The sequence below is a fragment of the Pandoraea pneumonica genome (genome assembly GCF_049918595.1).
In the GTDB taxonomy this organism is placed as follows: Bacteria; Pseudomonadota; Gammaproteobacteria; order Burkholderiales; family Burkholderiaceae; genus Pandoraea; species Pandoraea pneumonica_A.
In genome coordinates, this window is sequence record NZ_JBNCRZ010000003.1 from 91785 (window position 1) to 110691 (window position 18907).

The 18907-nt window shown below is 62.7% G+C and carries 19 protein-coding genes; 8 read left to right on the forward strand and 11 right to left on the reverse strand.

Going from position 1 to position 18907, the window contains the following annotated elements:
- Positions 1–194: 194 nt before the first annotated feature.
- The 3 genes from ACPWR9_RS12915 to ACPWR9_RS12925 all read right to left on the reverse strand — a co-directional run bounded on the left by ACPWR9_RS12915 (position 195) and on the right by ACPWR9_RS12925 (position 4181).
- Complete coding sequence (locus tag ACPWR9_RS12915) at positions 195–1556, reverse strand: hypothetical protein (RefSeq protein WP_426298177.1); 1362 nt, start codon at positions 1554–1556, stop codon at positions 195–197.
- Between the two features lie 208 nt (positions 1557–1764).
- Positions 1765–3363 (reverse strand): malate synthase A, encoded by a 1599-nt coding sequence (gene aceB, locus ACPWR9_RS12920; RefSeq protein WP_426298179.1) that lies wholly within the window; start codon positions 3361–3363, stop codon positions 1765–1767.
- A 110-nt stretch (positions 3364–3473) separates the two neighbouring features.
- Positions 3474–4181: a haloacid dehalogenase type II gene (locus ACPWR9_RS12925; protein WP_426298181.1), complete on the reverse strand. Its 708-nt coding sequence runs from the start codon at positions 4179–4181 to the stop codon at positions 3474–3476.
- Positions 4182–4285: 104 nt separating this feature from the next.
- Here ACPWR9_RS12925 and ACPWR9_RS12930 point away from each other — a divergent pair, with 104 nt between their 5' ends.
- Together ACPWR9_RS12930 and ACPWR9_RS12935 are read left to right on the forward strand one after the other, a co-directional pair.
- A complete protein-coding gene (locus ACPWR9_RS12930; RefSeq protein WP_426298183.1) occupies positions 4286–5236 on the forward strand; it encodes a LysR family transcriptional regulator in 951 nt (316 codons plus the stop codon).
- 210 nt (positions 5237–5446) lie between these two features.
- On the forward strand, positions 5447–5881 hold the full coding sequence (locus ACPWR9_RS12935; protein ID WP_426299336.1) for a universal stress protein: 435 nt from the start codon (positions 5447–5449) through the stop codon (positions 5879–5881).
- A gap of 130 nt (positions 5882–6011) precedes the next feature.
- On the opposite strand, the gene ACPWR9_RS12940 is transcribed toward ACPWR9_RS12935, so the two are convergent.
- On the reverse strand, positions 6012–6884 hold the full coding sequence (locus ACPWR9_RS12940; RefSeq protein ID WP_426298185.1) for a pirin family protein: 873 nt from the start codon (positions 6882–6884) through the stop codon (positions 6012–6014).
- Positions 6885–6984: 100 nt separating this feature from the next.
- Here ACPWR9_RS12940 and ACPWR9_RS12945 point away from each other — a divergent pair, with 100 nt between their 5' ends.
- The 5 genes from ACPWR9_RS12945 (at position 6985) to ACPWR9_RS12965 (ending at position 11015) form a co-directional block, all read left to right on the forward strand.
- Positions 6985–7893 (forward strand): LysR family transcriptional regulator, encoded by a 909-nt coding sequence (locus ACPWR9_RS12945; RefSeq protein WP_426299338.1) that lies wholly within the window; start codon positions 6985–6987, stop codon positions 7891–7893.
- 113 nt (positions 7894–8006) lie between these two features.
- Positions 8007–8606 (forward strand): NAD(P)H:quinone oxidoreductase, encoded by a 600-nt coding sequence (gene wrbA, locus ACPWR9_RS12950; protein ID WP_426298187.1) that lies wholly within the window; start codon positions 8007–8009, stop codon positions 8604–8606.
- A 117-nt stretch (positions 8607–8723) separates the two neighbouring features.
- Positions 8724–9500 (forward strand): SDR family NAD(P)-dependent oxidoreductase, encoded by a 777-nt coding sequence (locus ACPWR9_RS12955; RefSeq protein WP_426298189.1) that lies wholly within the window; start codon positions 8724–8726, stop codon positions 9498–9500.
- Between the two features lie 34 nt (positions 9501–9534).
- The gene (locus tag ACPWR9_RS12960) at positions 9535–9963 is read left to right on the forward strand and encodes an ester cyclase (protein ID WP_426298191.1); all 429 of its coding nucleotides are present in this window, start codon (positions 9535–9537) and stop codon (positions 9961–9963) included.
- Between the two features lie 98 nt (positions 9964–10061).
- On the forward strand, positions 10062–11015 hold the full coding sequence (locus tag ACPWR9_RS12965; RefSeq protein WP_426298193.1) for a quinone oxidoreductase family protein: 954 nt from the start codon (positions 10062–10064) through the stop codon (positions 11013–11015).
- A gap of 277 nt (positions 11016–11292) precedes the next feature.
- Here ACPWR9_RS12965 and aceA read toward each other — a convergent pair whose 3' ends face one another.
- From aceA to rraA, 4 genes are all read right to left on the reverse strand, one after another.
- Positions 11293–12615 carry an isocitrate lyase gene (gene aceA / locus ACPWR9_RS12970; RefSeq protein WP_426298195.1) on the reverse strand — a complete coding sequence of 441 codons (1323 nt, stop codon included), beginning with the start codon at positions 12613–12615 and terminating at the stop codon, positions 11293–11295.
- A gap of 366 nt (positions 12616–12981) precedes the next feature.
- The gene (locus tag ACPWR9_RS12975; protein ID WP_426298197.1) at positions 12982–13893 is read right to left on the reverse strand and encodes a DMT family transporter; all 912 of its coding nucleotides are present in this window, start codon (positions 13891–13893) and stop codon (positions 12982–12984) included.
- A 158-nt stretch (positions 13894–14051) separates the two neighbouring features.
- A complete protein-coding gene (locus tag ACPWR9_RS12980; protein ID WP_426298198.1) occupies positions 14052–14519 on the reverse strand; it encodes a gamma-glutamylcyclotransferase family protein in 468 nt (155 codons plus the stop codon).
- Complete coding sequence (rraA, locus tag ACPWR9_RS12985) at positions 14516–15010, reverse strand: ribonuclease E activity regulator RraA (RefSeq protein WP_426298200.1); 495 nt, start codon at positions 15008–15010, stop codon at positions 14516–14518. Before rraA ends, ACPWR9_RS12980 begins: the two co-directional genes overlap by 4 nt.
- 241 nt (positions 15011–15251) lie before the next feature.
- Between rraA and ACPWR9_RS12990 the strand changes: the two genes are divergently transcribed.
- Positions 15252–16142 carry an AraC family transcriptional regulator gene (locus ACPWR9_RS12990; RefSeq protein ID WP_426298202.1) on the forward strand — a complete coding sequence of 297 codons (891 nt, stop codon included), beginning with the start codon at positions 15252–15254 and terminating at the stop codon, positions 16140–16142.
- On the opposite strand, the gene ACPWR9_RS12995 is transcribed toward ACPWR9_RS12990, so the two are convergent.
- From ACPWR9_RS12995 to ACPWR9_RS13005, 3 genes are read right to left on the reverse strand one after another with little or no spacing between them, the layout of a single operon-like run.
- The gene (locus ACPWR9_RS12995) at positions 16105–17013 is read right to left on the reverse strand and encodes a LytR/AlgR family response regulator transcription factor (protein WP_426298205.1); all 909 of its coding nucleotides are present in this window, start codon (positions 17011–17013) and stop codon (positions 16105–16107) included. The two genes, ACPWR9_RS12990 and ACPWR9_RS12995, sit on opposite strands and share 38 nt — an antisense overlap.
- A gap of 27 nt (positions 17014–17040) precedes the next feature.
- A complete protein-coding gene (locus ACPWR9_RS13000; RefSeq protein ID WP_426298207.1) occupies positions 17041–18204 on the reverse strand; it encodes a sensor histidine kinase in 1164 nt (387 codons plus the stop codon).
- 8 nt (positions 18205–18212) lie between these two features.
- The gene (locus tag ACPWR9_RS13005; protein WP_426298209.1) at positions 18213–18644 is read right to left on the reverse strand and encodes a DUF2306 domain-containing protein; all 432 of its coding nucleotides are present in this window, start codon (positions 18642–18644) and stop codon (positions 18213–18215) included.
- Between the last annotated feature and the right edge of the window lie 263 nt (positions 18645–18907).

An 18907-nucleotide genomic window follows, 5' to 3' on the forward strand; every position in this document is an offset into this window, starting at 1 on the left:
GGCGCAGGCGTTCGGGGCGTGCTTCCACCACATTGCCGACACGGCGCTCAGTGGGCGACGTCGCCGCCGTCACGGCATGCGGGTCGCGGCGTGCATCGAATGGGGCGTCATCGGGAAAATCGGCTGGCATCGGCGTCCTCGCTTCCATCGTTCATGGTCAGAATGGCGATGTTCAGTGTAGCGCGGCAACTTCATCAAGACAAAGCGCGACCCAAGGGAGGCAACTCTTGCTCGCAGCCCACGAGCAAATCGAGCGCGGCGGTACCGCGAACGATGTCGCCGATGTCCAACGGGTCGCGCCGCATCGGATGCATCCCGCGTCGTTCGAGTTGTCGAGCCGTGTCCTCGGTGATCAAGTCGTAGGTTCGTTTACCGTCGTGTGCCCCTCGTAATAGCAGACACCAGCGCTCGCCTTCTCCGGCATCGAATTCCATCGCGGAAATCGGGTCCGACATGTCGTCCATGAAGACGGTATTCGTCGTAGCCGCGAGCCCGGTCGATGCCAGCGCATCGCGATTGCGGCGGATGGCCGCGTCGAACGCGGCGGCGACAGCATCGGCGTTGTCGAAGTTGTCTTGGCGCAGCCCCACTCTGCCTAAACGATCGTCGGCACGCGCGCGAAACGCGTTGGCCATCGCGGATGCCCCCGCTTGTTCGTAAAGATCCGCAACGCAGACAGAAAGAATCCCCGCCATGGCGTACAGCCCCTTCAGGTCGCACGCGCTCGCGGTCCCGGCGATCTGCCTTGCGATCCCGTGACAATCCGACCCAGAAGGAAAACACTCGCACGCGCGGATCAAGCACCGCGTAGCGGCGACATATTGACGACCTCGCGCGTGATGCAACACTGCCTTGAAGTACTCCGTCGCCGCATCCTCGTTACGTCCGCCCATCACGTAGGCATCCGCCAAAATCTCGTCTTGCTTGGCGGTGTATGCGCACGCGCCCTCGTTCAAGGCCGCCTCCTTGCGCAAGATCGTTTCACGTAACGTCAGCCCGTCCCCTGCTTCGAGGTTCATGAGCTGATTCGCCTCGTGTTCGCTCAACGCGCCTTCGGCAGTGGAGAAACAACGGGGGAGTAGCGGCACGCGCAAGGGCGTCCCCGGAATGCCGACAACCACGGTGGACAGACCCGACACCGCCGGTGTGCTGTCGGGCGACCATGCCAGTAAGCTGGCACGCGCCGCAGGCGTGAGGCGTTGCAATAGATACAGACTTTGGTCGCTCACCTTGACGGGGAAATAGCCCTTGTTGTGCAAGTATCGGCGGCCGTATTTGTAAGTCGCCACGTGGCACCGTGCAACGGCTTTCAGCGTCTCGCGTTTCTGCGAGCCACTTTGAAATGCATCCATCAGACGATCCCAGAACCCCATGCGGGTGACGTCGTCGATAAATTTTTCGCAGTGATATTCGAAGTGCCCATCGACTTGCGCACTCTGCATCGCAGCGTCGAGCGCTTCGACATGTCTGGCAATGAGTTGCGCGCGTTGATCGCTGATTTGCAGGGCGGGCGGTACCACAGGCGAACGCGTTGCGGCGTCGATGAAATTACTCATAGGCAATCTGTCGAGTTGTGCTGAACCAGTGCGGGGAATTGGAGGCTGACGTGGCCAGCCCAAACTCCCAAATTCTCAGCGCCATGACAACTCGTTGAATTTCAGGATTCGCCCAAGCAAAACACGAAATCAGCCGTGCCAAATGCAAAGCGGGACGATATTGCCATCGCCCCGCTTGCTATACCGCATACCGCTTACTGCTTACCGCTCAGACTTCTTCGTAAAGCGGCAACGTCAGGAAGTCGACGAAGTCTTCGCTCGTGCTCATCTGCTCGAAGATCACGGCCGCACGGTCGTACGACGGCGCCACTTGCCCGACCAGTTCCTTCACGTTGGCGAGCTCTTGCGGGATCAGGTCGCGCACCAACTCGGCTGTGACCTTGCGGCCATCGTCGAGTTTGCCCTTCGGCGAGCGAATCCATTGCCACACTTGCGAACGCGAGATCTCGGCCGTGGCCGCATCTTCCATCAGGTTGTGAATCGGCACGCAACCGTTGCCGTCAAGCCATGCGCCCAGATAGTGGATGCCGACGTTGATGTTGTTGCGCAGGCCCGCTTCGGTGATCGGCGCTTCCGGCTTGAATTCGAGCAGATCGCGGCCCTTGACCTTCACATCGTCGCGTTGCTTGTCGATCTGGTTCGGACGATCGCCGAGCACCTTCACGAATTCTTCCATGGCCACCGGCACGAGACCCGGGTGGGCTACCCAGCCACCGTCGTAGCCATCGGTCGCATCGCGCGCCTTGTCGCTGCGAATGCCAGCCATCGCCTTCTCGTTGGCTTCCGGGTCGTGCTTGATCGGAATCAGCGCGCTCATGCCGCCGATCGCCGGCGCGTTGCGGCGATGGCACGTCTTGAGCAGCAACAGCGCGTAGGCGCGCATAAACGGCACCGTCATGTTGATGCGGCTGCGATCGGCCAGACAGAAGTCGGCGTCGACCTTGAACTTCTTGATGCACGAGAAGATGTAGTCCCAACGCCCTGCGTTCAGGCCCGAGCTATGTTCGCGCAGCTCGTACAGGATTTCGTCCATTTCGAAGGCGGCGAGAATTGTCTCGACGAGCACCGTCGCCTTGATCGTGCCTTGTGCCACGCCGAGTTCGTTTTGCGCCAGCACGAACACGTCGTTCCACAGACGCGCTTCGAGATGGCTCTCCAGCTTCGGCAGGTAGTAGTACGGGCCAAAGCCGCGCTCGAGCGATGCCTTCGCGTTATGGAAGAAATGTAGGCCGAAGTCGAACAAGCTGCCCGACATGCGCACCCCGTCGACCGTCACATGCTTCTCGTCGAGATGCCAGCCGCGCGGACGCACGATCAGCGTGGCGACCTTGTCGCCCAGCTTGTAGTGCTTGCCGTTCTGTTCGAGGCTGATCTCGCCGCGCACCGCATCGCGCACGTTGATGTGGCCTTGCAACTGGTTGTGCCAGTTCGGCGTGTTCGAGTCCTCGAAGTCGGTCATGTAGCTGTCCGCCCCCGAGTTCAGCGCGTTGATGATCATCTTGCGCTCGACCGGGCCGGTGATTTCCACACGGCGGCACTGGAGTGCAGCGGGCAGCGGCGCAATACGCCAGTCGGCGTCGCGAATGGCCTGCGTTTGCGGCAGGAAATCGGGCACTTCACCCGCGTCAAGACGTGCTGCGCGTTCGATGCGCGCAGCCAGCAGTTGTTGACGGCGCGGCTCAAACGCACGGTGCAGTTTGGCGATGAACGCGAGCGCCTCGGGGGTCAGGATCGCTTCGTATTCGGGACGAACATCGGTGTTAGCGTCGACATGCAATTGCATGCCGGGGGGCAACGTCAGGGACATCAGGGATCTCCAGCTAGCTCGATTTATATAAGGGCGTGCGCCGCAAGGAAAAACATCAGGGGCTTTGCACAGATGGCTTAACGCTATGCCGTTTTCTACGGCTATGCGCGTTAAGCGCGCCCGCCCGTCAGTGTCTCGACGAAACGCTGCAAGTCGCGCATATCGCGCCCCATCCCTTGCGGCGTCACGCCGAGTTGTTCGACCGGCAGCCCGGCACGGTTGACCCAAAACGTCGGGTAGCCGAACCAGGTGGCACCGGCCGCGTCCCAGCCATTGCTGGAGACGAAAACGATGGACTCGACCGGCATACCGAATGCGGTCGGGCCAAGTTGATAGGCCTCGGGGGCCGTTTTGTATTTGCGTACCGCGTCGACCGACAGCACGTGATCGAACAGGTCTTTGATGCCCGCGCTCTTCAGGCCAATGTCGAGCATCTGCGGGTTGCCGTTGGAGAGCACGCCCAGCTTGAGGCCCATCGCGCGCAAGGCGCGCAGCGCAGGCGGGTTCTCGGGGAACACGGACAAGCAGGTGTACTCGTCCATCAAACGCTTCTCCGCCGACGGCGTGAGCGTGAGGTTCAGACGGGCCGCGGCATAACGCAGCGCGTCGGCAGTGATGTCCCAGAACGGACGGTAACGTTCGCCCTGCGGGCCCGAGAGCGTACGCAATTGCGTGTACTCGATTTGCTTCGTACGCCACAGTTCGGCGAGTGCCGCCCCGCTACCAGGAAATTGCTGCTCGGCCGCCGCCGCGACGGAATAAACGTCGAACAACGTGCCGTAAGCGTCGAAGATCACTGCCTGAATACGGGAAGCCATAGGAATCACCTGTCTTTGCGGGGTCGATTGTATTATTCATACCGAACGTCATAAAAGAGCCAAAAAATCACTTTATCTTTGACTTTTTAGTACATAATCGCCGCGTGGACCGCTTCAAACAAATCGAAACCTTCGTCGCCGTGGCCGCCAAAGGCAGCCTGTCAGCGGCTGCCGCCATGGAAGGCGTGGCCCCGGCCGTCATCGGCCGGCGAATCGACGCGCTCGAAACCCGCTTAGGTGTGAAGCTGCTCGTGCGCACCACGCGGCGCGTGACACTCACCTTCGAAGGGTCGGCCTTTCTCGAAGACTGCCAGCGCATCCTGCATGAGATGCACAACGCGGAAAGCGCGGTCTCGGCCGGTGGCGTCAAAGCCAGCGGGCATTTGCGCCTGTCGGCACCCGCAGGCTTCGGCCGCCGTCACGTGGCGCCGTTGCTGCCAGTATTCATCGAATCGCATCCCGACGTGACGGTGACGCTCGATCTGTCCGACCGGCTCGTCGATCTGGTCAACGAGGGCTTCGACTGTGCGATTCGGCTAGGCGAGTTGCCCGATTCCAGTCTGGTGTCGCTACGCCTTGGCGAGAATCGCCGTGTCTGCGTCGCCGCGCCCGCCTATTTGGCCAACCGCGGCACCCCCGAATCGCTCGAATCGCTCGCCCGACATAACTGCCTCGCGTTCGGCTCGACGGCCAACCAGCAACGCGGCTGGACCTTTTCACAAGACGGCAAGGTCGTCACCATCCGCGTGAACGGCACGATGGAATGCACCGACGGCGCGGTGCTGCACGACTGGTGTCTCGACGGCTATGGCCTCGCTTGGCGCTCTTGGTGGGAGGTCGGCGACGACATTCGCGCGGGCCGACTAGTGACCGTGCTCGACGCGTTCGCCGCGCCTCCCATCGGCATTCACGCCGTGTTTCCGCAGCGCCGCCACTTGCCGCTACGCGTGCGGCTGTTCATCGATCACCTCAAGCATCACTACAGTAGTCCGACGTACTGGCAAGACGAGCGCGTCGATTCGACGCATGTGACAGACGGAACGTTCGTGACTTGAAGGGCGTCCGACGCATAGGGGGGTAGCATCGGGTTTGCCCCCGTTGTTGCGCCGCGCCAAAGCCATAGAATCGAAGCGAAGGGTCCATCGGGGATGTCGGTTTGGGCGAGTTGCCTCACCGGACGAGCCGACGGACTGGGTGCAAGACCGTAAGACCTGCGCGAGCCTGTGAACGCGTGTTCAGCAACGCCAACTGCGGGAGGTCATATGTTGTTTACCCACATCCTCATTCCGACCGACGGCTCGGAGCTATCCCAAAAAGCCGTCAACGGCGGACTCGAACTGGCACGCGCCCTCGGCGCGAGAGTGACCGGCTATTGTTGTCTCGCCGAATATCCCTACTCCCCTTTTAGCGAATACGTCCTCGAAGCGCCCGCGACGTTCAGCGAGCGCATTGCGGAAGAGGCGTGCTCGCATCTCGACAAGCTAGCCGAATCGGCCGCCGCTGCCGGTGTGCCGTTCCATCGCGACACTTCGACTTTCCCTGCCCCGTACCTCGGCATCATCGACGCCGCCGAGCGCCATGGCTGCGACGTCATCTTGATGGCATCGCACGGCAGGCGCGGGCTCTCGAGCCTGCTGCTCGGCAGCGAGACGCAACGCGTGCTCGTGCACTCGAAGATTCCCGTCATCATCTATCGCTGACGCCGCGCGCAGGCAATCACGCGGGCGATGGCATCGGGTGCCACATTGAATGCGTGGCATACCCAAAGAAAAACGGCTGCGACAATCGCAGCCGTTTTTACGTTGCGGGGCTTGGTCCCGATCCGCGCTTTCAGCGCACTCGACCGCGGGCGCGAAGTTGCTCGCCGATCCGCGCAATTTCCTGTTCACCGACGCGAAGCGCCGCGCGGCTGGTGTGCACGGAGTAATTGCCAAGCACCAACGGATGCGGATGCCGGACCGCGGTGCCGATCACGAATTCGGTCGGGCCTTGCGCGACCACGTCGATCGCGGCATCGCTCTCGTTGAGCACTGCAAGTTCGTTAGCGATACGCTCGCCACCAAGGTGTAGCGCGCCTTCGCTCACGTGCAGCCAACCCACCTCGTGCCCCGCTTCCGGCGTCAGCCGCCAGCTTTCGCCATCGCTCAGGCTCACGTGCAGGAACAGCAGGTTTTCAGGCGCGAGCACCTGACTTTGGACACCCGCGTAATTGCCGAGAATCAAACGTGCTGGTCCCGACTGCGGCACGGCGTCGGGTGGCAAATACTGACTTTGCGCGGGCGCATGCTCCAACGCTTCGGGCAAGGCCACCCACAACTGGTAGCCGCGAAAACGCCCGGCACCGTTCGGCGCGCCGTCGTGCCAGACGCCTAGCCCTGCGCGCATCCACTCGACGCTACCCGCCTCAAGCACGCCCGAGGCCCCGGTCGTGTCCTCGTAGCGCAGCGCACCGGAGAGCAGTACGGTCGTCGTGGCAATGCCCGAGTGCGGATGCATCGGAAACATGGAGCCGCCCGTAGCCTGAAAGTCGAAGTGATCCAGAAACACAAAAGGCTTGACCTGATGCCCGATGTCGCCGGGACTGAAGATGCGCGTCACCGGACCATGGCGGTGTCCGGCCGCACGTTGCACTACATAACGCTGAGCACCCTGGGGTGCGGTCACTGGACGCTTGGCATGCAGTGACGAAGTGAGGATGTCCATCGAGTTCGTTCCGTCAGAAGAGGTAAGTGCAACTCTAGGAACTGGACATCTAGCTGAGAAGCCTATATTTTTCGATGGAATCCATCTGTGGGAGCGATACATGCTCGACGGCATATCGTTGGACCAGCTTCGAACCTTCATCGCGGCGGCCGAAGAAGGCAGTTTTTCTGCTGCGGGCCGCAAGCTGCGCCGGGCCCAGTCCGTCGTCAGCCAGACCATGGCCAATCTCGAAGCCCAGTTGCGCGTGACGCTCTTCGATCGCAGCGCGCGCTACCCGGTGCTGACCGACGAAGGTAAGGCACTGTTGGGCGAAGCCAAGCACGTGGTGAACGGCATGGACGCCTTCAAGGCACGTGCTCGCACATTATCCGAAGGGCTGGAACCCGAGCTGTCGGTGGCCGTCGACGTGATGTACCCCATGGCGTCGCTGACCGATGCCGTCGGCGCTTTTCGCGAGGCTTTTCCGACGACACCGCTGCGCATGTATGTGGAGGCACTGGGTGCTGTGGTGCAGCCGGTAATGGACGGCGCGTGCCGTATCGGCGTGATCGGCTCCATGCCGGTGATACCCGATGGATTGAACGCCGAAAGACTGCCGGAAGTGCCGATGGTCACTGTGGTGGCCCCCTCGCATCCGCTGGCCGAAAACCAAGGCATCCTGCCGACCGCCGTGCTTGAGAAACATGTGCAGTTGGTACTGACCGATCGCACAACATTGACCGCAGGCAGCAATTTTGGCGTGTTCTCGCCGCTGATCTGGCGGCTCGCCGACCTCGGTGCGAAACATGCTTTTCTCAAGGCTGGCTTTGGCTGGGGGCACATGCCACTGGCGATGGTCGCGCCAGATCTGGAGGCCGGTCGATTGGTCCGCATCCGTCTGGAAATTCATCAACCGGCGATCCCCGTCATCGCCATGTACGCCGTCTACCGCAAGGACGAACCACCCGGACCCGCCGGACGGTGGTTTATCGACCGGCTGCAACAGTTCACATCGAACGCGACGAACTAGTATCGCTCCACTCGATGGATTCCATCGAAACAAACAGGCTACCGCGATAGATCAACGGCTCCTAATCTTCGGTTCAGGCAACACACCGCGTTGTCCACCCCAAGGAGCCTTAAATGACCAAAGTCCTCGTTCTCTACTACTCGTCCTACGGCCACATCGAGCAAATGGCCGAGGCCATCGCCGAAGGCGCCCGTAGCACCGGCGCTCAGGTCGACATCAAGCGTGTCCCCGAAACCGTGCCGGCAGAGGTCGCAAAGAACGCGCACTTCAAGCTCGACCAAACCGCGCCGGTCGCCACCGTGGCCGATCTCGAACACTACGACGCCATCGTCGTCGGCACCGGTACGCGCTTCGGCCGCATGTCGTCGCAGATGGCCGCCTTCCTCGATCAGGCCGGTGGGTTGTGGGCACGCGGCGCACTCAACGGCAAAGTCGGCGCGGCCTTCAGTTCATCGGCCACGCAGCACGGCGGCCAGGAGACCACGCTGTTCTCGATCATCACCAACCTGCTGCACTTCGGCATGACCATCGTCGGGCTGCCGTATAGCCACCAAGGTCAGATGAGCGTCGCCGAGATCGTCGGTGGCGCCCCCTACGGTGCGACCACTGTGGCTGGCGGCGACGGTTCGCGTCAGCCTTCCGAGATCGATCTGGCCGGCGCACGCCACCAAGGCGAACTGGTCGCCAAGACGGCCGCCAAGCTGTTCGGCTAAGGCTTCGTTCCGGCTGGGGTTCACCTCAGCCGCTTCCAACACTTCCCACGCATCACACGTTTTCATCCCGGGCTGCGGCCCGGGCGGGGCGCACTCGTCCCGTCTCTGGAGAACACCATGAGCCTCAAGGATTTCACTGACAAAGTCGTCCTGGTCACCGGTGCCGGTTCCGGCATTGGCCGCGAAGCCGCACGCACCTTTGCCGATCGTGGCGCATTGGTCTACCTGGCGGACCTCGATGCCCATGGCCTCGCAGAGACGAAGGACCTGATCGCCGAACTCGGCGGCAAGGCGCAGGCGGTACGTCTCGACGTGTCGGCCGAAAGCGAGATCGCCGCACTGATCGAGCGCATCGCCAAGGAAGCCGGACGCCTCGATGCCGCCTTCAACAACGCAGGCATCTCGGGTCAGGCCCACCGGATCGAAGACTATCCGACGGCCGATTTCGACCGCGTGATCGCGATCAATCTGCGCAGCGTGTTTCTGGGAATGAAGTACGAACTGCCGTTGCTCAAACGCGGCGCAGGCGGTGCCATCGTCAACACCGCGTCCGTCGCGGCCCTAACCGGGCCGGGCGGCATGAGCGCCTACGCGGCGTCCAAGCACGGAGTACACGGTCTGACCCGGGTCGCCGCGATGGAAAACGCTGCGCACGGCGTACGCGTCAATGCGCTCGCCCCCGGCTGGACCGAAACCCCCATGGTCGTGGCGGCCAGCGCCCAGAACCCGGGCTTCGCCCAACTGGCGACGACGGCCATCCCTGCCAAGCGCGGCGCTCACCCCGGCGAAATTGCCGCGGCAGCCGTCTGGCTCGCTTCCGATGCCGCTAGCTATGTCATGGGCCAGATGCTGGTCGTCGACGGCGGCATGACGATCGGCGGCTTCGAACTCTGAATGCCTTTACCTACGACTGCTTAAGGAGAATTCCATGTCTCAGATCCATGTCAGCGAAGCCGCCAAGGCCGTGATTCGCCGCAACACCAACGAGGTGCAAGGCGGTGGCAACTGGGCGCTGTTCGACGAGCTGTTCGCCGACGATTTCGTCGACCACACACCGCAGCCCAACAGCGGCGCCGATAAGGCAGGCGTGCTGGGCCTGTACCGCAAATTACGTGAAGCATTCCCCGACTTTCGCGCCGTTATCCACTGGCAGCGCGCCGACGGCGACGTGGTGACGACTTACAAGACTTACTACGGCACGCACCAAGGCGACTTTCTCGGCTTGGCCCCCACGGGCAAGGCCATTCACTTCGAAACCGTGGATGCCATGCGTGTGCAGAACGGCAAGATCACCGAGCACTGGGGCGTGGCCAATCTGTACTCGGCACTCCAGCAACTGAATGCACTGCCGCGCTAAGGAGCTCGTCATGAACACCAACATCCTGCAAGACAAGGTCGACGGCGGCCTGCTGTCGGTCATCTGAAGTCCCCCACTCTCTTTCAAGGTCACGCATCATGAACACCACCATCCGCTTCCATCAGTACGGCGCCCCCTCGGTGCTTCAGGTCGAGAACGACCCCATCGGCACGCCCAACGCGGGCGAAGTTCGCCTTCGTCACGAGGCCATCGGCGTGAATTTCATCGACACGGCGTTTCGCCAGGGCATCTTTCCGGTGCCGCTGCCGTCGGTGCCGGGCGTCGAAGGCGTCGGCATTGTCGAGGCACTGGGTGCAGGCGTCGCCGGCGTCGAAGTGGGTCAGCGCATGGCCTACTATCTCGCGCCGGGCAGCTATACACAGCAGCGTCTGATTGCGGCTGAACATCTGATACCGGTGCCGGACGACCTGTCCGCCGAGACAGTGGCCTCATTGCTGACGAAAGGTCTGACTGCCTGGGCTGGCTTGAACGGTTACCACACCTTGCAGGCCGGGCAGACGGTGCTGATTCAGGGCGCCTCCAGCAGCGTCGGCAATCTGCTGGCTCGCTGGGCGAAGGCGCGCGGCGCGATCGTGATCGGCACAGCGGGATCGCCGGAGAAGCTCGCGGCGCTCGCCCCGGTGATCGATCATGTGCTGCCGTCAGGGGCGTTCGATCTGGCGGCTCAAGTGAAGCGCCTTGCCCCGCAGGGCGTCGATGTCGTCTACGAGTTCGTCGGCAAAGCGACGTTCTCGGCCTCGCTGGCCGCGGTACGCGATGGCGGCACCATCGTCACGATCGGGGCCGCCTCGGGCGCGCCGGACGTCGATGAAGCCGAGGTTGCCCGCCGCCGGATCCGCATGGTCGGCGGCCCGATGGCCAACCACCTGGGCGGGCGCGTCAATGAAGCGGCAGCCGCCGTATTCGATGCCTACCGGCAAGGCGTGTTCGGTGTCGTCACGGCGACCCGCTATGCGCTCAAGGACGCGGCGCAGGTTCACACAGACATCGCCGCTCGCGCGAAGACGGGCTCACTGGTGCTGATACCGTAACGCGGTCGGTATCGGGGCAACGTCGCGGCAACGCGGGCCGAGGTCGCGTATTGCATGAAAAAAGGCCCGTGAGCGGGATAAGCTCACGGGCCTCTTCTCGTCTGGCGTGCACTGCAACCCTGACGACGACGGGACACGCCGTCAGGGCCGCCCCGGCCGGATAGACCGGGATGTGCGATTAAAGCGCGGTCGAAGCGCGGCAGCGTTCCACTCACGGTGATGTGCCCCCACGACGCATCACCGCAGGCGGGCGCCGCTGCGCCCTCCCTCAGCCCGATTAGGCTGCCTTGACCTGCGCCTTCTTTTCGTCGAAGAACTGTTCGTCCTCCGTCGAACCCTTCAGGGCCGTGGTCGATGCGTCGCGCTCGATGGTCTGCGTGACGGCGTCGAAGTAGCCCGTACCCACTTCACGCTGGTGCTTGACTGCCGTGAAGCCCTTGTCCGCAGCGGCGAATTCCGCTTCCTGCAACTCGACGAAAGCGCTCATCTGACGACGGGCGTAGCCGTGAGCCAGATTGAACATCGAGTAGTTCAGGCTGTGGAAGCCAGCCAGCGTGATGAACTGGAACTTGTAACCCATGGCACCGAGTTCCTTCTGGAACTTGGCGATGGTCGCGTCGTCGAGGTTCTTCTTCCAGTTGAACGACGGCGAGCAGTTGTACGAAAGCATCTTGCCCGGGAAGTGCTTGTGAATACCCTCGGCAAACTGCTTCGCGAACTCGAGATCCGGCTTGCCGGTTTCGCACCACACCAGATCGACATACGGGGCGTAGGCCAGACCGCGCGAGATAGCCTGATCGAGACCGTTACGCGTACGGTAGAAGCCTTCGACCGTGCGCTCGCCGGTGCAGAACGGCTGGTCGATCGGATCGACGTCAGCGGTAATCAGGTCAGCGGCTTCCGCGTCGGTACGGGCGATGAGCACCGTCGGCACGCCCAACACGTCGGCGGCGAGACGCGCTGCCACCAGCTTGGCGACGGCTTCGCGCGTCGGCACGAGCACCTTGCCGCCCATGTGACCGCACTTCTTCACCGAAGCGAGTTGGTCTTCGAAGTGAACGCCTGCGGCGCCGGCTTCGATCATCGACTTCATCAGTTCGAATGCGTTGAGCACGCCGCCGAAACCGGCTTCGGCATCGGCCACGATCGGGGCGAAGTAGTCGATATAGCCTTCATCGCCCGGGTTCTTGCCTTCTTGCCATTGAATCTGGTCGGCACGCGTGAAGGTGTTGTTGATGCGGCGCACGACTTGCGGCACCGAGTTGGCCGGGTACAGCGACTGATCGGGATACATTTCGCCAGCGAGGTTGGCGTCGCCTGCGACTTGCCAGCCCGACAGGTAAATGGCCTGAAGACCGGCCTTGACCTGTTGCATGGCTTGGTTGCCCGTCAGCGCGCCCAGGGCGTTCACGAACGGTGGCTCGTTGATCTGGGTCCACAGACGCTCGGCACCGCGACGGGCCAGCGTTTGCTCCGGCTGGATCGAACCACGCAGACGCACCACGTCTTCCGCCGTGTAGCCACGCTTGACGCCTGCCCAGCGCGGATTGTTCGCCCAGTCTTGCTCGAGTTGCTTCACTTGTTCTTGACGCGTCGTCATGGTGATCTCTCCTGGTTTCTCAATACAAATAAAAGAGGGGTATCTCTTTGCTGCCCTATTTCCGTTCGGTCGCCGCCACTGGCAGTTACCGCTTTTTGCGTCTCCGGATCGGCAGGTCTTGTATAAGAGTTTAGGGATTCTTCACGCATCGCAACAGAACGAATACGGCACTCATCGCATATTTTTAATTTATATAAATCAAATAGATAACTAAATATTTTTGCGATATGAAACGATGTTTTCCTTCCTGAAATCATCCCGTTGTGCCAAGCAGCGCAAATTTTTACGCACCGCAACCACATTCCACATCATGAAAAAAGGCCGGTAACGCGAGTTACCGGCCCAGATGATCCAGCGATGCGGGCGTCAGGACGTTGCGCGACTTGCTGCCGGGACGGCCTTGGGCGGCTTGCAAACGAGCCACACGGCCAACGCAATGAAGCAGCCGCCGACGAGGTGGGCATAGGTCACCGCTTCGTTCAAAAACAATGCGCCCCACAGCACGCCGAACGGCGGAATCAGGAATGTGACGGTGAGCGAGCGCAAGGGCCCGAGATCGGCAATCAGACGGAAGAACAGCATATAGGCGAGTGCACTACAGACGAAGCCCAGCGCTGCCATCGCAGCCCAGACACCCCCCGTCGCTGGCCCCGGCATACCGGTGGTGGCCGAGACATAGCCGAAGAACGGCAGCAGCACGATGGCAGCACCCAACTGGCTGCCGAACGCCACGAGCTTGGCGTCGAGGCCGCCACGGTCTGTGATCCAGCGCCGCGTGAGATATCCGGCGAGTCCGTAGCACGACGTGGCGACGAGGCACGCGAGTGCGCCCATCACGACCGGTCCGGACATCTCCACCGGCCCGGTGCGGGTGAGTACCGCCACACCGATCAGGCCGAGCAATACGCCAAGCCCTTTCGCGCCGGTAAGTCGCTCGCGGAAGAACACCACGCCAATGAGCACGCCCATCAGCGGCGTGGTGGCATTGAGGATCGAGGAGTAACCGGCGGGCAACACACGCGCTGCCAGACAGTACATGACGAACGGAATGCCGGAGTTGATGACGCCGAGCAGCATCGACGCCCCGAGCAGCCCCTTGAATTGCCAGCGCACGCGAAGCACCAGCAGGATGACGGCCAGCCCCAGCGCGCCGAGCGCAACGCGGAAGAACGCCGTCGGCAGCGGCCCGAGTGCGGGCACGATGATGCGCATGAAAAGGAAACTCGCGCCCCAGATGGCGGAGAGCGTCAGCAAACGGGCAATGTCGGACGAACGCATAGTGTGAGAAGCAGCTTCAGAGCCGCCGATGTCTATCAGAGTGCGTGCATGCTCCCACAACGCTCCGCGCTTGGCTGGTCATAATCGGACATGGCGGCACAGGCACGCTGGCCGACGTCATGAAACGATGAGGCGCGGTTTGTGCGACATCCCCGTCGTCAGGCCGCGCTAGTTGTCTTCGACTTCCGGTAGTCCACCCAATCGCCACCGGCAATGCGAGGCAGGCCCGCAACGGCTGCCTCGTTCACGGGATAGACGATGCAGTTGTACGTCTGCCCGTCGCAAGCCACCTCGTGCAGTTCCCGTACAAATAGACCCGCTTCCCCCGGATAGACTTCTTCGATCTCGTCGAGCACGGCGACTAGCGCCGCCGGAATGCGGTAGATATCGCCAATGGTTAGCTCGTCCGCGTTCGCCGACAAGACCATGCCCGGGTAACGCCCGAAGTCGTATAGCCGCCCACCCAGCACCGACGTGCCCACATACGCAGGCGCAGGCAACTGGTGACGCTCGGCAGCCCGCATCATGTCGTTGATCTCGCCCGCGCGCAGCGTGCCGTAGACGAAGGCATAGATCGCCGCGTCGTCGCCTGCACTGGCGGCTTGGTGCGTGGCTCGTGTCGTCATACCAGCGGCTCCGTGGAGACGAGAATGCCGTCGATATCGCTGTAGATCCACTCGCCAGGACGCACCAACTCGCCCGCGATATCGACGATGAGATCCGTCTGCCCCGCGCCGAGCTTCACGCTCTTACGCGGATTCGTCGCCAATGCCCGCACGCCGATGGCGCACGCTTCAAGCTCTTCGGTGTCGCGCACCGCGCCGTTCACCACGATGCCCGCCCAGCCGTGCTGCTCGCCCAACTGCGCGAGATTGCCGCCCACGAGCGCGCAGCGCAGCGAGCCACCGCCATCGACGACCAGCACCCGGCCGTTGCCCGGCGTCTCGAGCGCCGCACGTACCAGCGAGTTGTCTTCGAAGACTTTTAGCGTCGCCGCAGGCCCCGCAAAGCGGCGGGCTTTCCCGAGCAACAGGAAGCCGGGTTGCAGCACGCGCAGGCGGCCGTCGGCGAGCGCATCTTCATGGGCATCACACAAATCGCAAGTGGCGAAATTCATGGCAAATTTCCGATTCGAGAGGGCTTGAGGTAGCGAAAGGGGGCTTAGGAGGTCGATTGCGCGCGCCGCACGACAGTCCCGTCATCGGCGCAAACGCACACTGGCATCGATCATAGCGCCTCGGCCAATCGGAAAGCCAATGTGCCGATGCCGCATTCGTGGTTTACCTCGACGTGGCTTCTGCCGACACGGCCGGACGGCTGAATTACACTTACGGGACACGAATTGTCGCGCTTACGCCATGCCGAGTTCTCTGCGATTTCCGACCGATCTGCCTGACGCGACGCCCGTGGCGGCGTCCGCCATGCCCGGCTCCCCGGCGAAGCACGTCGTGCCGCCCGAGTTCGCCCCGACGCCCGAGCGTCCGGTGCGGCTGCGCGCGCGGCCCATTCCCGACAACATGTACGTGCCTGATCACCAGCATGCGTGGGCACAGGTGGCCTACACGCCGCGTGGCGTCATTCAGATTGCCGTCTCTGATGCCGCATGGATTGTGCCGCCCTCGCGCGCTATCTGGATTCCGCCCGATGTCGAGCACAGTTTGCAGGTCAACGAGCCGTCCTACCTGCGCACGCTCTACGTGCATCGCGACTTCATTCCGACCGGGCTCGATCATTGCCGCGTGGTGGAAGTCTCGGCACTGCTGCGCGAGTTGATCGCTGCAATCGACGTGCCCGAAGCGGAGCTCGACGCGCCGCGGGAGCAACTGCTCGGCGGCTTGATTCTCGATGAATTGCGACGCGCCTCGCCGCTCCCGCTAGAGGTGCCGCTGCCGCGCGACAAGCGCCTGCTGACGCTGTGCAACGCGATGCTGACCGACCCCGCGCGTGCATGGACGCTCGACCAATGGGCCCGTTACGCCGGTGCCAGTCCGCGCACAATCGGTCGTTTGTTCCGGCAGGAGCTGAATATGAGTTTCGTGCAGTGGCGCCAACAGGTGATTCTGGCGCAGGCCATTCCGCTCGCCTCGAAGGGCTACCCGCTCGCGCGCATCGCACGCGAGCTAGGGTATCGCAGCCAGAGCGCATTCTCGGCCATGTTCAAGCGCACCTTCGGGCGCACCCCGAGCGAGTTCTTCGCCACGACACCGGACGCTACATCTGCCGGAACAGGTGCGCGTACTGACGACTGACCGCGACGCGATCCTTGCGCCGCTTCAGCTTGAGCGTGAGGCGACCAAGCGGCGTGTGCTGCGCGCTCACCACTTCGGCAACGTTGACGACGGTACTACGGTGCACCTGCCAGAAACGCGACGGATCGAGTTGCGGTAGCAATTCGCGCAGACTCGTGCGGATCAGCAAATCGCCATCGGTTGTGGCCACGACTACGTACTTGTCAGCCGCTTCGAAGAAACACACCTCCTCCACCGGCACGATACGAATCTCGTCGCCTACCGACGCACGCACGAAGCGCAGGTATTCGCCGGTCGAAGACAACGGCGCCGGTGGCGCGTCAGTCGTCGTATCCGTTGCATCCGCTGTATTCGTCTCGGGCGTTCGATGGGTGCCGTTGGCCCCGTTGGTTAGCTGGGCACCGCGCGCCCCGGTCGCGCCTGCGCCCTGCCCGGCCTCCTCTTCCAGATGCGTGCGAAGCGTGGCGAGCAACTGCGAGAGCGTGTCGTTTTTCGGCGCGGCGAGCCGTTCGCGCAACCGGGCAACGGTACGCGCGAGACGATCGGGTTCCACCGGCTTGAGCAAATAGTCGATGGCCGCCGCGTCGAAAGCATCCAATGCGAAACGATCGAACGCGGTGACGAAAACGATTTGCGGCGCACGCGTGAGTCGAGCGCAGGCACGTGCCACGTCGAGCCCCGTCGCGCCGGGCATCGCGATATCGAGGAACACCACGTCCGGTTGTTCCTGTGCAATGGCGGCAATGGCCGACGTGCCGTCGGGCGCGACCGGCAACACGTGCAAGTCGGGCCACGCCTGCGCGAGCATGGCACGCAAGGCGTCGGCAAGTAACGGCTCGTCTTCGGCAATCAAGGCGACGGGGGATGTCATGCACTCCACTCTCGGGAAACCAAAAATCTATGCCGTTGCCGGCCCGGATCTCTCCACGGGCAAGCGTAACGTTGCGACCACACCTTGCGGCACGCCCTCGGCGAGCGTGAGACGCGCGGCGTCGCCATAGAGCACACGCAGGCGCTCTCGAATATTCGTCAAACCGATGCCGTGGCCCGAGGCCTCGGACGGGACAGGCGACGCAGGTGCGGCGGACGTGTGGCGAAATCCTGCGCCATCGTCGATCACCTGCAACACCACAAACTGTGTACCTGTCTCATCCACTTCACCATGCGCACTCACCCGCACGGTGCCCCCTTGGCTGCGCGGCTCTATGCCATGTTTGATCGCGTTTTCGACCAGCGGCTGTACCAGCATCGGCGGCATCTCCAGCGCGCGGCAATCGTCGGGCAGATCGAGCGAGTAACGCAGACGCTCGCCAAAACGCACTTGCTGGATAGCAAGCAACGCGTCGAGCAACGCGAACTCGTCGGCCAGCGAAATCGTCTCGGCACGCGTGGCGGCCAGCGAGGCGCGCAGAAATCGATTCAGATGCCCGAGCAATACCCGCGCACGCACCGGGTCGCTGGCAATCAACGAATCGAGATTGGCCAGCACGTTAAACAGAAAATGCGGTTCGAGTTGTGCCTGCAACGTCTGCAACTGGGCACGCACGAGTTGCTTCTCTGCCGCCGATTCGCGCAGTGCTTGCTGTGCCGCCGCGGCACGCAACTGAGCGAGCCGCGCACGCGACCAGCCGTGATACGTGCCGATGCCCGTCGACAGCAACGCGATGAGCAAAACAATCGGCGTAGTGTGTCCATTCAACGGGCGCCACAAGGTCATCGGCAGCCCCAGCAACAGCGTGCCCAACGTGATGCCACCCACCAGCCCGGCCGAACAACCGAACGCCACCAGCAGCAGGAACGGCACAATCGGTGGCTCACCACTGCGCCAGAGGGCACGGCGTCCGCCATCGATCAACACGGTGATGGCGATACCGATGCACTGACTGAAAACGAAGTTCTGCCACAACGTGCCGCCGAACCCGATTAGCTTGAGTATCAGGGCGATCGCCGTGTTGAAGAGCACGACGCCCACCAGTTCGCGAAGAAACGTCGCCCAAAGCCCGCGCGTCGCTTTGACGGGGGCCGGCGGTGCTGTCTCGACGGGCTGCGGTTGTCTCATCATCGTTGTCATTATCGTGTGCCCTCCCCGCCTGCCGTGCCCTGCCGCATCGCGACGGACACCTCGCCGTGCGCCCAATGAGCAAGTGTCTCATTGAGCACTCTGCCCGGCAGGGCCACCGCCGCAACGCCCGCGACGATCAGGCCGACATACAGTCCCACCATGCTGCGCCGGTGCGATGCCACGTTGCCGCGGCGAATCGCCACGATGGCGAGCACCAGACTCACCAGCACCCACACCGCCAACGCATGCAGCCACGACAGGTGCCCCGGGTTCAACTCGCGAATGCCGAAGCTCGACAGTGCCGTTACCGCCATCGTCACCGCCCACGTGCGGCCCATCCAGCGATGACGCGGCGTGCCCCGCCGTGCCATCAATATCGCAATCCCCAACATGACGGCTGCAATCGCCGCCGCGAGGTGAATTACCACTATCGTTGTCATCGCATCCTCTCGTCGTGTTCACTCATGACGCAACGATAGGAATGTGTTGCAGATGATGCACTTGCCTTGCGATGAACGATAGATCGTGTGTCGCGAACGGTAATTCAGCAGCGCGAACGTCACGCGCTTAGCCGGTCGCGCATTCTCGCCGAGGATTGTGACACGACGATGCCATGCGCGAGCACACTCGTCGCCGAGCCGCACCGGCTGGCCTTCCGACGGTATCGCACGACGAAAGGCGAAAAAAAAGCGCGGCCGAAGCC